Origin of the sequence: Curtobacterium sp. ODYSSEY 48 V2 (assembly GCF_023712625.1) — a bacterium.
In the GTDB taxonomy this organism is placed as follows: domain Bacteria; phylum Actinomycetota; class Actinomycetes; order Actinomycetales; family Microbacteriaceae; genus Curtobacterium.
Genome location: NZ_JAMAXX010000003.1, coordinates 266408 through 282598 on the forward strand (window position 1 = coordinate 266408; position 16191 = coordinate 282598).

Sequence of the window (16191 nt, forward strand, 5' to 3'; positions counted from 1 at the left end):
GAGTGACATGAAGCAGTCCGTGAAGATCGGCATCGTGGCGGCGCTCGCCGCGATGCTCGCAGCACCGATGGTGCCGGCCGCAGCGTCGGCGGCACCGTCCCCGACCGGCCTCTCCCACGGGGTCGGCGCGTACCACGGCGTCGGCCACGGGAAGCAGCCGCACGACGTCCCCACGAAGGACGGCCCGACGAGCATCGCCTACGTCGAGGTCAACAACGACCAGCTCGCGAACGTCGGCCGCTACCGGCTCGCGAACGGCGCGAACGCCTTCGACGTGGCGATCATCTTCGCCGCGAACATCAACCGCGACGCGGACGGCAACGCGGTGCTGTACGCCAACGAGAACGTGCAGCGCACCCTCGACGACGCCGCCACGCAGATCCGGCCGCTGCAGGCGAAGGGCATCAAGGTGTCGCTGTCGATCCTCGGCAACCACCAGGGCACCGGCATCGCGAACTTCCCGACGCAGGCCGCCGCCGAGGACTTCGCGGCACAGGTCTCCGCGACCGTCGCGGAGTACGGCCTCGACGGGGTCGACCTCGACGACGAGTACTCCGACTACGGCACGGACGGCACCCCGCAGCCGAACCAGCAGTCGATCGGCTGGCTCGTCAGCGCCCTGCGCGCCGACATGCCCGACAAGCTCGTCTCGTTCTACGACATCGGCCCGGCGTCCGACGCCCTGTCGTCGTCGAGCAGCGCGATCGGCTCCCAGCTCGACTACGCCTGGAACCCCTACTACGGCACGTACTCGGCGCCGTCGATCCCGGGGCTCGGCAAGGACCGGCTCTCGGCGGCGGCGGTCGACATCCAGAACACCCCGCAGTCGACGGCGGTGTCGCTCGCGCAGCGCTCGAAGGCCGACGGGTACGGCGTCTTCATGACGTACAACCTGCCGGACGGCGACGTCAGCGGGTACGTGTCCGGGCTGACGAACGTGCTGTACGGGCAGAGCACGACCCACGAGTGAGGACGACCGACCGATGAGTGCTGAACGCCGTGGCGGCCCGACCGGCCCTGTGACCGCGGTCGCGGCCCGGAACGGGGTCGGGTTCGTCTCGCAGCAGGCGACCCCGATCGAGCAGACCGACCCGACGGGGACCGTGCAGGTCCTCGACGGGCACCGAGGTCACGATGTCGGGCCGACCGACGTCCTGACCTGGGTCTGGTTCCCGGAGCGGTCGCTGCCCGACGGGCGGACCGAGCCGACGACCACGGACCTCGACCGGTTCTGGGCCGCCACGGCGTTCGCACTCGACGTCGTCTTCACCGACGGCGCCCGACTCAGCGCGGGCGGCGCCCGCGACCAGTACGGCGACCTCGTCACTCCCGAGGCACAGGACGACGCCCGCAAGCAGTGGGTCGACCAGTGGAACCGGCGGACCGTCGACCTGTCGGCGCACGTCGGCCGGACGGTGGACCGTCTGGAGGCCCGGCTCGGCCGGGCGGACCGGCCCGCGCCCGACGGTGACCCCGGCACCGCCGTCCGCGGTTGGCTCGACGACGTCCGGATCGGACCCGCCGGGCGCGCGACCGGTTACCTGCCGGAGGGTGCCCGACCGCTCGACCACGTCCGCACCACGCGTGGCACCCACTCGTCCGGCACGTTCTCGCGCGGCAACACCGCACCCCTCGTCGGCCTCCCGCACGGAGGTGTCTTCGGCCTGCCGATGACCGACGCTGCCGACAGCCGGTGGCCGTACGCCTACCAGGAGCACAACCGGCGGAGCGACAACCGGCCCACGATCCAGGCGTTCGCGACGAGTCACCTGCCCTCGCCGTGGATGGCCGACCGCGGGGTGTTCCAGGTCATGCCCTCCCCGCTCGCCGACCCCGACCTCGACCGGACCGCCCGCGCGCTCGGCTTCGACCACGTCGACGAGGCCGACGGCCCGCACCGCTACCGGGTCACCCTCGACGCAGGCGTCACCGCCGAGATGACCGCCGGGGAGTTCGCCCTCGCGTGGCGGTTCACCGGCGTCCGCAGCATCGTCCTCGACCACCACGGCGTCCTCCGCTCGTGCACGGTCCGCATCGAGGACGGCACCGCGGTCGTCGACGCCCTGCTCGACGACCGGGCCGAGACGCCGCCGCACCACGTGCACGTGCGGATCGGGAACGCCCTCGCCGACCGGACGACGTTCGTCGACGGCGAGCTCCGCGGACGGGTCGAGGTCGCCGGTGACACCGACGTGCTCCTCGGCATCTCCACCGTGTCCGCCGAGGACGCGGTCGCGAACCTCGACGCCGCCGGTGACTTCGACGCGATGTACCAGCACGCCGAGGAACGCTGGACCGCCGAACTCGACACACTGCAGGTCGAGGGCGCCACCCCGGACCAGCTCGTCTCGCTGTACTCCGGCCTGTACCGGGCGTTCCTCCACCCGACCCGGGCGGGGGAGACCGCGCTGACCGGGAGCCCGCGACACCGTTCCCCGTACGGCGGCGTGCTGACCGTGCCGATCCGCGACGAGCCCGGGCCCGAGGTCGTCGACGGCCCGCTCACCACCACGAACGGGTTCTGGGACACCTACCGGACCGCCTGGCCGCTGCTCGCGCTGCTCACGCCCGACACCGCCGCCGACCTCGCCGAGGGGGTCGTCGGCCACTTCACCGACGGCGGGTGGACTCCGCGGTGGAGTGCGCCCGGGGCCGAGGACGTGATGACCGGCACGACGAGCGACACCGTCCTCGCCGATCTCGTGGCGAAGGGTGTCGACGGCTTCGACGTCGAGCAGGCGTACCGGTCCGCGGTGCGGAACGCGACCGTCCCGTCACTGGACCGACGCGTCGGGCGGAAGGGGAGCCTCCCGGGCGACCTCCGCGGGTACGTCGACACGGCGACCGACGAGGGGATGTCGTGGACCCTCGACGCCGCGATCAACGACTGGGGCGTCGCCGTCCTGGCCGACGCGATGGCCACGCGAGCCGCGGCCACCGGTGACGCGGACGGCGAGCGACGGTACCGGGCCGAGCACGAGTGGTTCGCACGCCGCTCGCTCCGCTACCGGAACGTCTTCGACCGGGAGCGCGGGTTCTTCATCGGCCGCACGCCGGACGGCGCCTGGCGGTCCGGGGACGACTTCGACCCGGACGTGTGGGGGAGCGACTACACCGAGACCAACGCCTGGGGCACGATGTTCACCGCGCCGCACGACGGCGCCGGGATCGTCGACCTGCACGGTGGACCGGCCGGCTTCGACGACGCCTTCCAACGGTTCCTGCAGCGGCCCGAGACCGGCGCCACCGACCGGTCCGGGTCCTACGGGTTCGCCATCCACGAGATGACCGAGGCGCGCGACGTCCGCACGGGGATGCTCGGCCTGTCGAACCAGCCCGCGCACCACATCCCGTTCTTCCCGATGTTCACCGGACGGCACGACGACGCGCACCGCATCGTCCGCGAGTGCCTCGACCGGCTCTTCGTCGGCTCCGACCTCGGTCAGGGGTACCCGGGCGACGAGGACAACGGCGAGATGAGCGCCTGGTACGTCCTCGCCACGATCGGCCTGTACCCGCTGGCACCGGCGACCGGCACCTACGTGCTCGTCCCGCCGTCGGTCCGGCGGACGGTCCTGCGACGGCCGGGAGGCGCGTCCACCGTCATCGAGACCGCCGGGGACGGACGGTTCATCGCGTCCGTCACGGTCGACGGTGAGCCGTGGGGCTCGATCAGCATCCCGCACACGGTGGTCGCCGCCGCGGAGCGGATCGTCGTCACCCTGGCGGAGGCCCCGACGGGGTGGGCTGCGGACACCCGACCGGTCTCGGCGTCCGAGCTGCACGGCTTCCGGGACACCCCCGACGACGTCCTGCCCGTGGGGGCGTCGCCCCTGACCGACGACACCGGACTGACCCCGGTGGCGCTCACCGCGGGGGAGTCGGTGTCGGTGCCGGTCACCGCGGCCGGGACGTCCCTGTACACCGTGACCGCGGCAGCGCCGGTGACGGCCTCGTGGCGTGCGGTGCTCCGGAGTGCGGACGGCACGGTGGTGCACGCCGTCGAGGAGCGGGACGCGGCCTTCACCTGGGCCGGGCAGACCCGGGTCTTCCGGTTCGCGGGCGGGGTGACCGGCGGGACGCTGGCGTTCGAGGCTGCCACACCCGTGGTGCTGACGCAGCTGCAGCTCATCGCGGCGGACAGCACGGTCACGGCCGGGACCGACGTGCACTGACCCGGCGCACCCGGTGTTGGTCGTCCGCCACGAGGGGGACCGGCTTGTACCCCGTTCGTGGGCTGTCGCGCTCCGGGGACACGGGGTGGAATGGACGGTGCAGGACACCCCTGCGTGCTTCACCCGGAGGAGCCGCATGACCGTCACGCTCTCCCGCCCGCACCCGGCGCCGACCGGTGCGGTGCCGGCACCCGCACCGCTACGGCCCCTGCCGTCCGTCGCCGTCCGGTGGCTGCTCCGCGCCGCCTTCGCGCTGCCCTACGTGGCCCTCGCGCTCGTGGCGTCGCGCATCACGACGACGCCGCTCATCGGGCTGACCGGCAACCAGGTCACGCTCGACCGGGCGACGGCCGCGCTCGACGGCGGCGTGGTGCCGGCCATCGGGCAGCTCTGGCCGCTGCTCTCCGGGGTGCTCCTGCGCTTCATGCCCTTCGGTGTGCAGGGTGCCGCGGTGCTCGGCGGGATCGTCGCCGGCGTGCTGCTCCAGCTCCTCGCGCAGGACATGCTGCGCCGCGGCCTGCGCATGCGCGAGGTCGTCGCGTTCACGATCGCGCTCGGCGCCAACCCGCTGTACGCCTTCCTCGCGCTCGACGACCTGCAGGCGTTCCTCGGCATCGCCCTCTTCGCCCTGGCCGTCGTCGACATGGTGCGGTTCTTCGCGTGGGGGGACACGCAGGCGGGGTTCCGCGCCGGCCTCGCGCTGATGCTGTCCACGCTGGTCGACCCGATGGGCTTCGTCTACGTCGGCATCGCGGCGCTCGCCGCCCCGTTGCTCGACCTGGCACGGCACGACCAGCGCGGCATCCGGCGGGCGAACGTGCTCGTCCTGGTGTTCCCGAGCATCGCCGTCGCGCTCTCGACGGCCGTCCTCGACCTCATGGTGCTCCACGACCCGTTCGCGGCGCTGCGCGGGACGATCAGCGTGTCCGAGGAGCGACTCGACGGCCTGCGCCACCTCTTCGCCTCGGCGGACGGCCTGCTCCTGGTGACGATGCTCGTCGCCGGCGCCACCCTGGCCCTGCTCGTGCGCCGGCCCGGCGCGATCGCCCTCGTCGCGGCGCTCTTCGTCGGCACCGTGGGCGGGTACGCGATCGGGCTCGTGCCGGTCGCGACGGCCGGCAACGTCTTCGTCACGATGCTCAGCGTCGCGATCGCGATCCTGCCGCCGGTCGCCGGCCGGGTCACCAGCACCCTGGTCGTCGTCCTCGCCGTCCTGCAGGTCCCGCTCGCGTGGGCCGCGGCCTCCGAACGCCAGGTCGTCGTCGAGTGGATGCACGCCGTCGTGGCGGTGGTGCTCCGGTGACCGCCGTCGGAGCGCGGTCGCCGGTGGACGCCGAGCCGACCGTCGTGGTCGGTGGGACCGGTCGGCACCGCGGCGAGGACGTCGACTGGCGACCGCGGCACCGGTGCTCCGTGCAGCGGCACGTCGAGGAGGGCTGGGTCGCGTCCGCCCGCATCCGCGAGGGCGTCCTCGTCCTGACCAGCGGTCGGTCGGACCCGGACGTCCTCCGGGCGGCGCTCACCGAGGAGTTCGGCGAACCCGTCGTCCTCCGCAGCGCGTCCGAGGCGGACGTCCGGCAGCGCATCGCGTACGAGCTCGAGGAGGAGGTCGCCGACCTCGCCGCCCACGGTCTCGCCCGGACGAACCCGGCCCTGTCCGCACGGACCGTCCTCTCACGAGGACAACGGGTCGGCGGTGCGGTCGCCCTGCTCCTGTTCGCGGTGTGCCTCGTCCTCGCACCGGGCAGCACGGTCGCGGTCGCGACGGCGGTGCTCTCCCTGGGGTTCCTGGCCGGGATCCTCTTCAAGTTCTGGGTGTCGATGGTCGGGGCCCGCTTCGACCTGGTCGAGCAGGTCTCGGCCGAGGACGTCGCCGCCCTGGACGACGCCGCCCTGCCGACCTACACCGTGCTCGTGCCCGTGTTCCACGAGGCGAACATCGTGCACGACCTCGTCCGGAACCTCGAGGTGCTCGACTGGCCGAAGGACCGGCTCGAGGTCCTGGTGCTCGTCGAGGCCGAGGACCACGAGACCCGCGAGGCCGTCATCGACGCAGCCCCGCCGGACTGGATGCGCATCGTCATCGTCCCGCCGGGGTCACCCCAGACGAAGCCGCGCGCCTGCAACGTCGGCCTCGCCATCGCGCAGGGGGAGTACGTCGTCATCTACGACGCCGAGGACCGTCCCGACCCCGACCAGCTCAAGAAGGTGTTCCTGACCTTCGACCGCGCCGGGGACGACACCGTGTGCGTGCAGGCGGCGCTGAGCTACTTCAACGCCGACGAGAACGCGCTCACGCGCATGTTCACGCTCGAGTACTCGTACTGGTTCGACTACATGCTCGCCGGCCTCGACGCGCGACAGCTGCCGATCCCGCTGGGCGGGACGTCGAACCACTTCCGCGCCGAGCTGCTCCGCGAGCTCGGCGGGTGGGACCCCTACAACGTGACCGAGGACGCCGACCTCGGCATCCGCGCGTCCGCCGTCGGGTACCGCGTCGCCGTCGTCAACTCCACGACGATGGAGGAGGCGAACACCTCGATCCCGAACTTCGTCCGGCAGCGCTCCCGGTGGATCAAGGGCTACATGCAGACCGCCCTCGTGCACGCGCGCAGGCCCCGGGCGCTCGTCCGCGAGATCGGCCCGCGTCGCGCGGCCGCGTTCGCCCTGCTCATCGCGGGGACCCCGCTGACGTTCCTCGGGATGCTGCCCGGCGTCCTCGTGACGATCGCGACGCTCGTGCTGCCGGCCGACTGGACCGCGCCGCTGTTCCCGGCGCCGGTGCTGTGGCTCTGCGTGCTCGACTTCCTGCTCGGCAACGCCACGATGATCTACCTGACGATGATGGGGCCGTACAAGCGCGGTCGGTTCGACCTGATGGGCTGGGCGCTCCTCAGCCCGCTGTACTGGATCCTGCACTCGGTCGCCGCGTACAAGGGCCTGTGGCAGCTGATCACCCGGCCGCACTACTGGGAGAAGACCGAGCACGGCCTGACGAAGACGACCGCCTGATCGCGACGACGGTGTGGAGGGGATGACGGGAACCGAGTTTCGGCGCAGCGCCGGTCGGAAGCCGTGAAGAGGACGTGGAGGGGATGACGGGAATCGAACCCGCGTGGCCAGTTTGGAAGACTGGGGCTCTACCATTGAGCTACATCCCCGCACTGCGGCACCAGTCCGCAGCGCCACCATCGTAGCGGACGAACGGCCCCCGACATGCCATCGAACGTGCTGCCGCAGCCGGACGGCTCCGACACGCGCCGGATCAAGCGCTCGCGGGTGCTCTCGTTCGTGCTGCTCGCCGTCGCCGCCGTGGTGTTCTCGCTCCGTCCCGAGGCCTTCGGCGACCCGCAGGCCCAGCCCTGGCACGCCCTGCTGCACGTCTGGCGCATCGTCCTCGGCGTCGCGCTCATGGTCGCCGCGCTCGGGGTGCAGGTCGCCGTCGGGGTGCGGTGGCGACGGGGCCTGCGGCGCAGCGCCGAGCAGGAACCGTCCACACGCGGCACGCCGCCCGGGAACCAGGCAGCGGGGGACCGCTAGACTCGTCGCGGTCGTGCGTGCCCTCGGGCGTGCGCGGTCACCTGGCCCAGTCACGGGGCGTAGCTCAGCTTGGTAGAGCGCCCGCTTTGGGAGCGGGAGGTCGCAGGTTCGAATCCTGTCGCCCCGACCAGGTCCACTCGAACGTCAACCAACAGGAGTACATCCCTTGGCCACCAGCACCGTCGACAAGGTGAGCGACACCCGCGTCAAGCTCACCGTGAACGTGACGCCGGACGATCTCAAGCCGAGCATCGACCACGCCTACAAGCACATCGCCGAGCAGATCAACATCCCCGGCTTCCGCAAGGGCAAGGTCCCGCCGGCGATCGTCGACCAGCGCGTCGGCCGCGGCGAGGTCCTGAACCACGCCGTCGGTGACGCCATCGACACCTTCTACCGCCAGGCGGTGGAGGAGCAGGAGCTGCGCATCCTCGGCCGTGCCGAGGCCGACGTCGCCGAGCTCCCGAACGTCGCGGACTTCTCGGGCGACCTCGTCCTCACCTTCGAGGTCGACGTCCGTCCCGAGTTCGACCTCCCCGCGTACGACCAGTACGAGCTCACGGTCGACGCCGTCGAGGTCTCCGACGACGAGATCGAGGAGGAGCTGCAGAACCTGCGCACCCGCTTCGGCACGCTCGTGACGGTCGACCGCCCGGCCAAGGCCGGCGACTTCGCCCAGATCGACCTGACCGCCACCATCGGTGACGACGAGGTCGACTCGGCCACCGGCGTCTCCTACGAGATCGGCTCGGGCGACCTGCTCGAGGGCATCGACGAGGCGCTCGAGTCGCTCACCGCCGGTGAGTCGACCACCTTCGAGTCCACGCTGGTCGGTGGCGACCGCGAGGGCGAGACTGCGCAGATCGCCGTGACCGTCACCGCCGTCAAGGAGCGCGAGCTCCCCGAGGCCGACGACGAGTTCGCCCAGATCGCCAGCCAGTTCGACACCATCGACGAGCTCAAGGCGGACCTGAAGGAGCAGATCGCGAAGTCCAAGACCTTCGGTCAGGGCGCCGCGGCTCGCGACAAGCTCGTCGAGAAGCTCATCGAGGACGTGGACATCCCGATCTCGGAGCAGCTCATCGAGGACGAGGTGCACCGTCACCTCGAGCAGGAGAACCGTCTCGAGGACGAGGAGCACCGCAAGGAGGTCTCCGAGTCCAGCGAGAAGGCCTTCCGCTCGCAGCTGCTCCTCGACGCCATCGCCGAGAAGGAGGAGATCCAGGTCTCCCAGGAGGAACTCACGCAGTACCTCATCCAGGCGGCGTCGCAGTACGGCATGGAGCCGGCCGAGTTCATCAAGGTGATCGACCAGAACGGGCAGATCCCCGGCATGGTCGGCGAGGTCGCCCGCTCGAAGGCGGTCGCGACGGTCCTGTCGAAGGTCACCGTCAAGGACACGAACGGCGACGCCGTCGACCTGTCCGCCTTCACCGCCGGTGTGGCGCAGGAGTCGGTTGACGACGAGTCGGCCGACGCCGACGAGGTCACCGAGGCCGACGCGAAGTAACGCGACGCGCTGACGGACGGGAGGCACGGTGCCAGCTGGCACCGTGCCTCCCGTCCGTCGTCCCGGCACCATCCGACCGCCCAGAGCGAACAGACGCGAAGTGGTGCGTTGCACCCGATAAGTTCGACATCAAGCGACAACTGAACGGGAGCTTTTCCATGGCCGAAGCGACACTGAACCCCAGTGTTTTTGACCGCCTTCTGAGAGACCGGATCGTGTGGCTCGGCTCTGAGGTCCGCGACGACAACTCGAACGAGATCGCAGCGAAGCTGCTGATGCTCGCCGCCGAGGACCCCGAGAAGGACATCTACCTCTACATCAACTCGCCCGGTGGCTCGATCACCGCGGGCATGGCGATCTACGACACGATGCAGTTCGTGCCGAACGACATCGTCACCGTGGGCATCGGCCTCGCCGCCTCGATGGGGCAGTTCCTGCTCTCGTCGGGCACCCCGGGCAAGCGCTACATCACCCCGAACGCCCGCGTGCTCCTGCACCAGCCGTCCGGTGGCTTCGGCGGCACCGCTGCCGACATCCAGACGCAGGCGAAGGTCATCCTCGACATGAAGCAGCGGATGGCGGAGCTCACGGCGGAGCAGACCGGCAAGACGATCGAGCAGGTCCTCAAGGACAACGACCGTGACAACTGGTTCACGGCGCAGGAGGCCCTGGAGTACGGCTTCGTCGACCACCTCCGCGCGTCGTCGGTCGAGGTCGTCGGCGGCGGCGGCACCGTGAGCGACGGCGAGACGCCGACCGCGGCAGCCGAGCCCGAGTCCAACTGACCACCACCGAAGAGAAGGAAACGAGAATGCACCTCCCCATGCTCGGTGGCGCGCAGAACGTCCCGGCTCCGTCCGATCGCTACATCCTCCCCAGCTTCGAGGAGCGCACGGCCTACGGCTTCAAGCGGCAGGACCCGTACGCGAAGCTCTTCGAGGACCGCATCGTGTTCCTCGGCGTCCAGGTGGACGACGCGTCCGCCGACGACGTCATGGCCCAGCTGCTCGTGCTCGAGTCGATGGACCCGGACCGCGACATCGTGATGTACATCAACTCGCCCGGTGGCTCGTTCACCGCGATGACGGCGATCTACGACACGATGCAGTACATCCGTCCGCAGATCCAGACGGTCTGCCTCGGCCAGGCCGCTTCGGCCGCGTCCGTACTCCTCGCCGCGGGGACCCCCGGCAAGCGTCTCGCGCTGCCGAACGCCCGCGTGCTCATCCACCAGCCCGCCGTCCAGCAGGGTGGCGGTCAGGCGTCCGACATCGAGATCCAGGCGGCGGAGATCCTCCGCATGCGCACCTGGCTCGAGGAGACGCTGTCGAAGCACTCGAACCGGACCCCGGAGCAGGTCAACAACGACATCGAGCGCGACAAGATCATGTCCGCGGAAGAGGCACTCGAGTACGGCCTGATCGACCAGGTCCTCACGAGCCGCAAGAACCTGCCGGCGCTCGTCAAGTAGCGCTGCACGCACGAAGGCCCCGCACCGATCGGTGCGGGGCCTTCGTCGTGTCCGGTGCGGCGTCGAGGATGCGGATCCGGCCTGGAGGCGCGGTGCCGGTCCGGTGGGAGGGTGTCAGTCCTCGTCGTGGTCGTCGGTCGCCGGGGCAGCGGGACGGCGTCGGAGCAGCAGCAGGACCGCGACGACGACGCCGGCGAGGACGATGCCACCGGCGCCGATGAACAGGGCGTCGGTCGCGCTCGAGTCGCCGGTGTCACCGGATGCGGCGTCGGGTGCGCTGGACGCTGCGGCCCCCGAGCCGCCCCCGCTGCCGTCGGCGCAAGTCGCCGGCGTCGCGGTGCCGCGGTCGGGGGAGAAGCCGGCCGGGGCCTTCCAGGTGAAGTCGTACCGGTCGGAGACCGTGTGGCCGTCGGCCGAGACGATCTGCCACTCGACCTCGTACTTCCCGGAGTCGCCGAGGGCGGCCTTCGTGGTCATCGAGGGGCCGTCCACGGAGACGCAGCCGTCCTCGTGGTAGCGACCGTCCGGGCCGATGACCCGGAAGGCGAAGCCCGAGTCCGACCCGCCGATCGCCAGGAGCCGGTCGTTCGTCGTGATGTCGAAGCGGTCGGGGAGCTCGGTGAGCGTCCCGCCCACCTTCGGCGTCGACGACACCAGGTAGTTGTGCGCGCTGGCGGGGGCGGCGAGCCCGAGGACCGCGCCGCCCGCGACGGCGAGGGTCGCGGCGGTCGCGGCCACGGGCCTCCAGACCGGACGCCGGTCACCCGGGGACCGACGGGCGCGCGTCGGCCGTGCGGTCCGCGTCACTTCGATGCGTCCCGGCGGCGCGTGGCGGCGACGGCGACGACCAGGCCGACGGCCCCGACCACCAGGCCGCCGAGGCCGAGGAAGCGACCGACCAGGTCGGGCTGCGCCGCGGTGGTCGTGGTGTCGCTCGCGGTGGCCGTCGTCGCGTCGTCGTCGTCACCGCTCGCCGCGCTGGCGGCGGTCAGGACGATCGACGGCGCGGGGTGCTCGGGCTCGGACTCGCCGCTCTTCTGCACCTGGTCCCAGTCGGTCGACCCCTGCTCGCAGGTCTGCACGACCGGGAACGCCACGCGGTCGCCCGGCTTGCCGTCGGGCAGCGCGAAGGACAGTGAGAAGGTGTCGCGCTCGTCGGCGGGCAGCGGGGTCTTCGCGGTGTAGGTGACGCTCGTGACGCGCTCGGCGCCGGCCTCGGACTCCTCGTCGCTCGCAGCGCTGCTCGACGGGGCGGTGTAGGGCTCGGTCGCCTTCGTGATCGTCCAGTTCGGGTTGACGGTCGGCGTGACCTCGATGACGGACTCGGGCACCTGGAAGACGAGCTTCGTGGTGGGGGAGCCGTCGCAGCCGTGCGGCACCGAGAACGTCGCGGTCGTGTACGAGTTCGCCGCCGTCGAGGTCGCATCCGCCTCGACGTGTGCGCTCGCGGCGGCCGCGGTGCCGAGGACGATCGCGGCGGTGACGCCGAGGGTTCCGGTGCCGAGGAGGGCGAGGCGCTTCGTCATGGGGTCCTTCCGGTTTTCTACAACTTGTAGAGGAACGTGCCAACGGTACCAGGTGTGCACGCCCTGGGCGAACGCGTGGGGACAGGCCGGACGGCGTCGCCGTGGGTGTCACCGGATGCGGTTAGAGTCGATCACATCGGGCGGGTCACCAGCCTGCATCGCTGAACTGCACCGGTCATCCAAGGAGGGCACCGACATGGCACGCATCGGGGAGAGCGCTGACCTGCTCAAGTGCTCCTTCTGCGGCAAGAGCCAGAAGCAGGTCCAGCAGCTCATCGCCGGGCCGGGGGTGTACATCTGCGACGAGTGCGTCGAGCTGTGCAACGAGATCATCGAGGAGCGCCTCGCCGAAGCGGGTGAGGACACCACGAGCGGCGACTTCGAGCTGCCGAAGCCCCGCGAGATCTTCGACTTCCTGCAGGAGTACGTGATCGGCCAGGACCCGGCGAAGCGTGCGCTGGCCGTGGCCGTCTACAACCACTACAAGCGCATCCGTGCACAGGGGCAGATCACCGCTGCCGAGGACCGCGACGACGTCGAGATCGCGAAGTCGAACATCCTGCTCATCGGGCCCACCGGCTGCGGCAAGACCTACCTCGCGCAGACCCTGGCGAAGCGGCTCAACGTGCCGTTCGCCGTCGCCGACGCCACCGCCCTGACCGAGGCCGGGTACGTGGGCGAGGACGTCGAGAACATCCTGCTCAAGCTCATCCAGGCCGCGGACTACGACGTCAAGCGGGCCGAGACGGGCATCATCTACATCGACGAGGTCGACAAGATCGCGCGCAAGGCGGAGAACCCGTCGATCACGCGCGACGTCTCCGGCGAGGGCGTGCAGCAGGCGCTGCTCAAGATCCTCGAGGGCACGACCGCGTCGGTCCCGCCGCAGGGCGGTCGGAAGCACCCGCACCAGGAGTTCATCCAGATCGACACGACGAACGTGCTGTTCATCGTGGCGGGGGCGTTCGCGGGACTCGAGGACATCGTGTCGTCGCGCGTCGGTAAGCGCGGGATCGGGTTCGGCGCTCCGCTGCACAGCCCGCTCGACCAGCAGGACCTGTTCGCCGACGTCCTGCCCGAGGACCTGCACAAGTTCGGGCTCATCCCCGAGTTCATCGGTCGTCTGCCCGTCGTCACGACGGTGTCGCAGCTCGACCAGGCGGCGCTCATGCAGATCCTGACCGAGCCGAAGAACGCGCTCGTGAAGCAGTACCAGCGGATGTTCGCGATCGACGGTGTCGAGCTCGACTTCGACCGCGGGGCGCTCGAGGCCATCGCGGACCTCGCGGTGCTGCGCCAGACCGGTGCCCGCGGCCTCCGGGCCATCCTCGAAGAGGTCCTCGGCCCGGTCATGTTCGACGTGCCGTCGGACGACGACGTCGCGCGCGTCGTGATCACCCGCGAGTCCGTGCTCGAGAACGCCGCGCCGACGATCGTGCCGCGTCCCCGCGCGAAGCGCGTGGAGAAGTCCGCGTAGCGTCCGACACCCGCAGGCCGACGGCCCGGTCCCCGCGTGGGGCCGGGCCGTCGCCGTGTGCGGGAGGGGGCGCGGGCGCGGGTGCGTTCGTGGGAGCGGTCGTGGGAGCGGTGCGCAGGCGGACCGGGGTGATCCGCGGTGTGACATGGCGCTGCACAACGGGAAGCACGTCGCGCCGCGGACTTCCGCGGCGCGACGTGCTTCCGGTTGTGCCGACGCACTGGCCCAGCGCCGCGGCGGCGCGCCGGCCCGCGGCGCGCCGGCCCGCGGCGCGCCGGCCGTCGCGCGGTTCGTCCGTCCGTGATCGAACCACGTTTCCGACATCGAACCAACCGCGGCGCCTGGTTCGATGTCGGGAACGTGGTTCGACGGGCGGCGCGACGCCCGCCGTGCGCCGACCCGCCGCCGCGGCGCGGCGCCGCGCTACTCGAGCCCGCGACGGCGCAGCAGCGGCCCGACCTCGGCGTCGCGGCCGCGGAACGCACGGTAGGCCTCGAGCGGGTCCTGCGCGCCGCCGACCCCGAGCACGAGCGACGCGAACCGCCGCCCGGCCTCGCGCGAGAGTCCGCCGTGCTCGCGGAACCACTCGACGGTGTCCGCGTCGAGCACCTCGGACCAGATGTACCCGTAGTACCCGGCGTCGTACCCGCCCGAGAACGTGTGCGCGAAGTACGTCGACGAGTACCGCGGCGGCACCGCGGCCACGTCGATGCCCGCGGACGCGAGGGCCTGGCGCTCGAACGCCTCGACGTCGGTCACCTCGGCGGCCTCGGCGGCCGACAGGCGGTGCCACGCCTGGTCGAGCAGCGCCGCGGCGAGGTACTCGGTGGTCGAGAAGCCCTCGTTGAAGCCGGCGGAGTCGCTCAGTCCGAGCACGAGCTCGGGCGGCAGCGGCTCGCCGGTCTCGTGGTGCTTCGCGTAGTTCGCGAGGACCGAGGGCCAGGTCACCCACATCTCGTTGACCTGCGAGGGGAACTCCACGAAGTCCCGTTCGACGTTCGTGCCCGAGAACCGTGGGTAGGTCGTCCTGGCGATGAGCCCGTGCAGCGCGTGCCCGAACTCGTGGAAGAGCGTCTCGACCTCGTCCTGGATCAGCAGCGTGGGAGAGCCGGCGGCGGGCTTCGCCACGTTGAGGTTGTTCACGACGACGGGCAGCGTGCCGAGCAGGTGTGACTGCTCGACGACGGGGTTCATCCAGGCACCGCCACGCTTGCCGTCCCGTGTGTAGAGGTCGAGCAGGTAGAGCCCGACCTGCTCCCCGGAGTCGCCGTGCACCTCGAAGACCCGGACCTCGTCGTTGTAGCCGTGCAGGTCCGAGCGTTCGGTGAACGTCAGTCCGTACAGGGCGCCGGCGGCGTGGAACACCCCGTCGTGCAGGACGCGGTCGGCCTCGAAGTAGGGCCGCAGCGCCGAACTGTCCGCGGCGAACTGCTCGCCGCGCAGGACCTCCGTCGCGTGTGCCCAGTCCCAGGCCTCGACGTCGAAGCCGACCGTGCGGGAGCGGACGGCGCGCTCGTCCTCGGCGTTCGCGGCGGCGGCCGGGACGAGCGAGGAGAGCAGGCCGTCGACCGCCTCGGGCGTCCCCGCGGTCTCGTCGGCCGTCACCACGGCAGCGTGGTTCGGGAAGCCGAGGAGCTCGGCCCGATCGGCCCGGAGCCGGACGATGCGCAGCAGGACCTCGCGGTTGTCGTGCGCGTTCCCACGTCGCCCCCGCGACAGCGAGGCGCGCATGATCCGTTCGCGCAGGCCACGGTCGGTCAGCGAGGCGAGCCACGGGTGACCCGTGTACAGCGGCAGCGTCACGAGCCAGCCGTCGAGGCCGCGGTCCGCCGCGGCTGCGGCGGCGGCCGACTTCGCGCCGTCGTCGAGTCCGGCGAGCTCCTGTTCGTCGGTGACGTGCACGGCGAGGTCGTTCGTGTCCTCGAGCAGGTTGCGCTCGAAGGTCGTGGTGAGCGTCGAGAGTTCCTGGTTGATCGCGGTGAGACGCTCCTTCCCACCGTCGTCGAGGCCGGCTCCCGCGAGCGTCATCTCGGTGTGCACCCGCTCGACGAGTCGACGGTCCTCGTCGGACAGGTCCGCACGCTCGTCGAGCGAGGACCGCACCGCATCGACCCGTGCGTACAGGCGCGCGTCGAGGGTGATCGCGTCGCGGTGGGCGGCGAGGAGCGGCGACACCTCGGCCTCGAGGTCGTGCAGCTCGGGCGTCGAGTCGGCGGAGGACAGCGTGAAGAAGACGTGCGAGACCCGGGTCAGCAGCTGCCCGGAGCGTTCGAGCGCCACCAGCGTGTTCTCGAACGTCGCTGCACCGGGATCGGCGGCGATGGCCTCGACCTCGGCACGCTGCTCGGCGATGCCGGCGTCGAACGCGGGACGGAAGTGCTCGAGCCGGACGTCGTCGAACGGCGGCAGGGCGTAGGGGAGGGTGCTCGGCTGGTCGAACGGGGTGTCCATGGCCCCACCCTACGGACCGGACCGGACGCCGGTCTGGAGGC

General features: G+C 71.2%; 12 protein-coding genes and 2 tRNA genes. 10 read left to right on the plus strand and 4 right to left on the minus strand.

What is annotated here, in order from left to right:
• Positions 1–7 precede the first annotated feature (7 nt).
• From M3666_RS06300 to M3666_RS06315, 4 genes are all read left to right on the plus strand, one after another.
• A complete protein-coding gene (locus M3666_RS06300; protein WP_066653112.1) occupies positions 8–970 on the plus strand; it encodes an endo-beta-N-acetylglucosaminidase H in 963 nt (320 codons plus the stop codon).
• Between the two features lie 13 nt (positions 971–983).
• Complete coding sequence (locus M3666_RS06305) at positions 984–4175, plus strand: GH92 family glycosyl hydrolase (protein WP_251154780.1); 3192 nt, start codon at positions 984–986, stop codon at positions 4173–4175.
• A gap of 136 nt (positions 4176–4311) precedes the next feature.
• Positions 4312–5478 carry a hypothetical protein gene (locus tag M3666_RS06310; protein ID WP_251154781.1) on the plus strand — a complete coding sequence of 389 codons (1167 nt, stop codon included), beginning with the start codon at positions 4312–4314 and terminating at the stop codon, positions 5476–5478.
• Positions 5475–7187, plus strand: coding sequence for a glycosyltransferase (locus M3666_RS06315; RefSeq protein WP_251154782.1), 1713 nt, complete (start codon positions 5475–5477; stop codon positions 7185–7187). Before M3666_RS06310 ends, M3666_RS06315 begins: the two co-directional genes overlap by 4 nt.
• 75 nt (positions 7188–7262) lie before the next feature.
• Here the strand turns inward: M3666_RS06315 and M3666_RS06320 are convergent.
• Positions 7263–7336, minus strand: a tRNA-Gly gene (locus tag M3666_RS06320).
• A gap of 55 nt (positions 7337–7391) precedes the next feature.
• Here M3666_RS06320 and M3666_RS06325 point away from each other — a divergent pair.
• From M3666_RS06325 to M3666_RS06345, 5 genes are all read left to right on the plus strand, one after another.
• On the plus strand, positions 7392–7715 hold the full coding sequence (locus tag M3666_RS06325; RefSeq protein WP_251154783.1) for a hypothetical protein: 324 nt from the start codon (positions 7392–7394) through the stop codon (positions 7713–7715).
• Positions 7716–7768: 53 nt separating this feature from the next.
• Positions 7769–7845, plus strand: a tRNA-Pro gene (locus M3666_RS06330).
• A gap of 36 nt (positions 7846–7881) precedes the next feature.
• Positions 7882–9225 carry a trigger factor gene (tig, locus tag M3666_RS06335; RefSeq protein WP_251154784.1) on the plus strand — a complete coding sequence of 448 codons (1344 nt, stop codon included), beginning with the start codon at positions 7882–7884 and terminating at the stop codon, positions 9223–9225.
• A gap of 158 nt (positions 9226–9383) precedes the next feature.
• Positions 9384–10010, plus strand: a complete 627-nt coding sequence (locus tag M3666_RS06340) for an ATP-dependent Clp protease proteolytic subunit (RefSeq protein WP_066653123.1) — start codon at positions 9384–9386, stop codon at positions 10008–10010.
• A 26-nt stretch (positions 10011–10036) separates the two neighbouring features.
• Positions 10037–10696, plus strand: coding sequence for an ATP-dependent Clp protease proteolytic subunit (locus M3666_RS06345; RefSeq protein ID WP_066653125.1), 660 nt, complete (start codon positions 10037–10039; stop codon positions 10694–10696).
• A gap of 114 nt (positions 10697–10810) precedes the next feature.
• Here M3666_RS06345 and M3666_RS06350 read toward each other — a convergent pair whose 3' ends face one another.
• Together M3666_RS06350 and M3666_RS06355 are read right to left on the minus strand one after the other, a co-directional pair.
• Positions 10811–11434 (minus strand): copper resistance CopC family protein, encoded by a 624-nt coding sequence (locus tag M3666_RS06350; protein ID WP_251154785.1) that lies wholly within the window; start codon positions 11432–11434, stop codon positions 10811–10813.
• Positions 11435–11499: 65 nt separating this feature from the next.
• On the minus strand, positions 11500–12222 hold the full coding sequence (locus M3666_RS06355; protein ID WP_251154786.1) for a YcnI family protein: 723 nt from the start codon (positions 12220–12222) through the stop codon (positions 11500–11502).
• Positions 12223–12418: 196 nt separating this feature from the next.
• On the opposite strand from M3666_RS06355, the gene clpX reads away from it, so the two are divergent.
• Entirely contained in the window at positions 12419–13699 is a 1281-nt protein-coding gene (clpX, locus tag M3666_RS06360) for an ATP-dependent Clp protease ATP-binding subunit ClpX (protein ID WP_066653131.1), read from the plus strand.
• 423 nt (positions 13700–14122) lie between these two features.
• On the opposite strand, the gene M3666_RS06365 is transcribed toward clpX, so the two are convergent.
• Positions 14123–16150, minus strand: a complete 2028-nt coding sequence (locus tag M3666_RS06365; RefSeq protein WP_251154787.1) for a M3 family metallopeptidase — start codon at positions 16148–16150, stop codon at positions 14123–14125.
• Positions 16151–16191: the final 41 nt, after the last annotated feature.

What these genes read in the sequence shown, in the direction of transcription:
- M3666_RS06310 (WP_251154781.1), top strand. Translation starts at nt 4,312, where the DNA reads ATGACCGTCACGCTCTCCCGCCCGCACCCGGCGCCGACCGGTGCGGTG.
- M3666_RS06340 (WP_066653123.1), top strand. Translation starts at nt 9,384, where the DNA reads ATGGCCGAAGCGACACTGAACCCCAGTGTTTTTGACCGCCTTCTGAGA.
- M3666_RS06365 (WP_251154787.1), bottom strand. Translation starts at nt 16,150, where the DNA reads ATGGACACCCCGTTCGACCAGCCGAGCACCCTCCCCTACGCCCTGCCG.
- M3666_RS06305 (WP_251154780.1), top strand. Translation starts at nt 984, where the DNA reads ATGAGTGCTGAACGCCGTGGCGGCCCGACCGGCCCTGTGACCGCGGTC.
- M3666_RS06300 (WP_066653112.1), top strand. Translation starts at nt 8, where the DNA reads ATGAAGCAGTCCGTGAAGATCGGCATCGTGGCGGCGCTCGCCGCGATG.
- M3666_RS06355 (WP_251154786.1), bottom strand. Translation starts at nt 12,222, where the DNA reads ATGACGAAGCGCCTCGCCCTCCTCGGCACCGGAACCCTCGGCGTCACC.
- M3666_RS06345 (WP_066653125.1), top strand. Translation starts at nt 10,037, where the DNA reads ATGCACCTCCCCATGCTCGGTGGCGCGCAGAACGTCCCGGCTCCGTCC.
- clpX (WP_066653131.1), top strand. Translation starts at nt 12,419, where the DNA reads ATGGCACGCATCGGGGAGAGCGCTGACCTGCTCAAGTGCTCCTTCTGC.
- M3666_RS06325 (WP_251154783.1), top strand. Translation starts at nt 7,392, where the DNA reads ATGCCATCGAACGTGCTGCCGCAGCCGGACGGCTCCGACACGCGCCGG.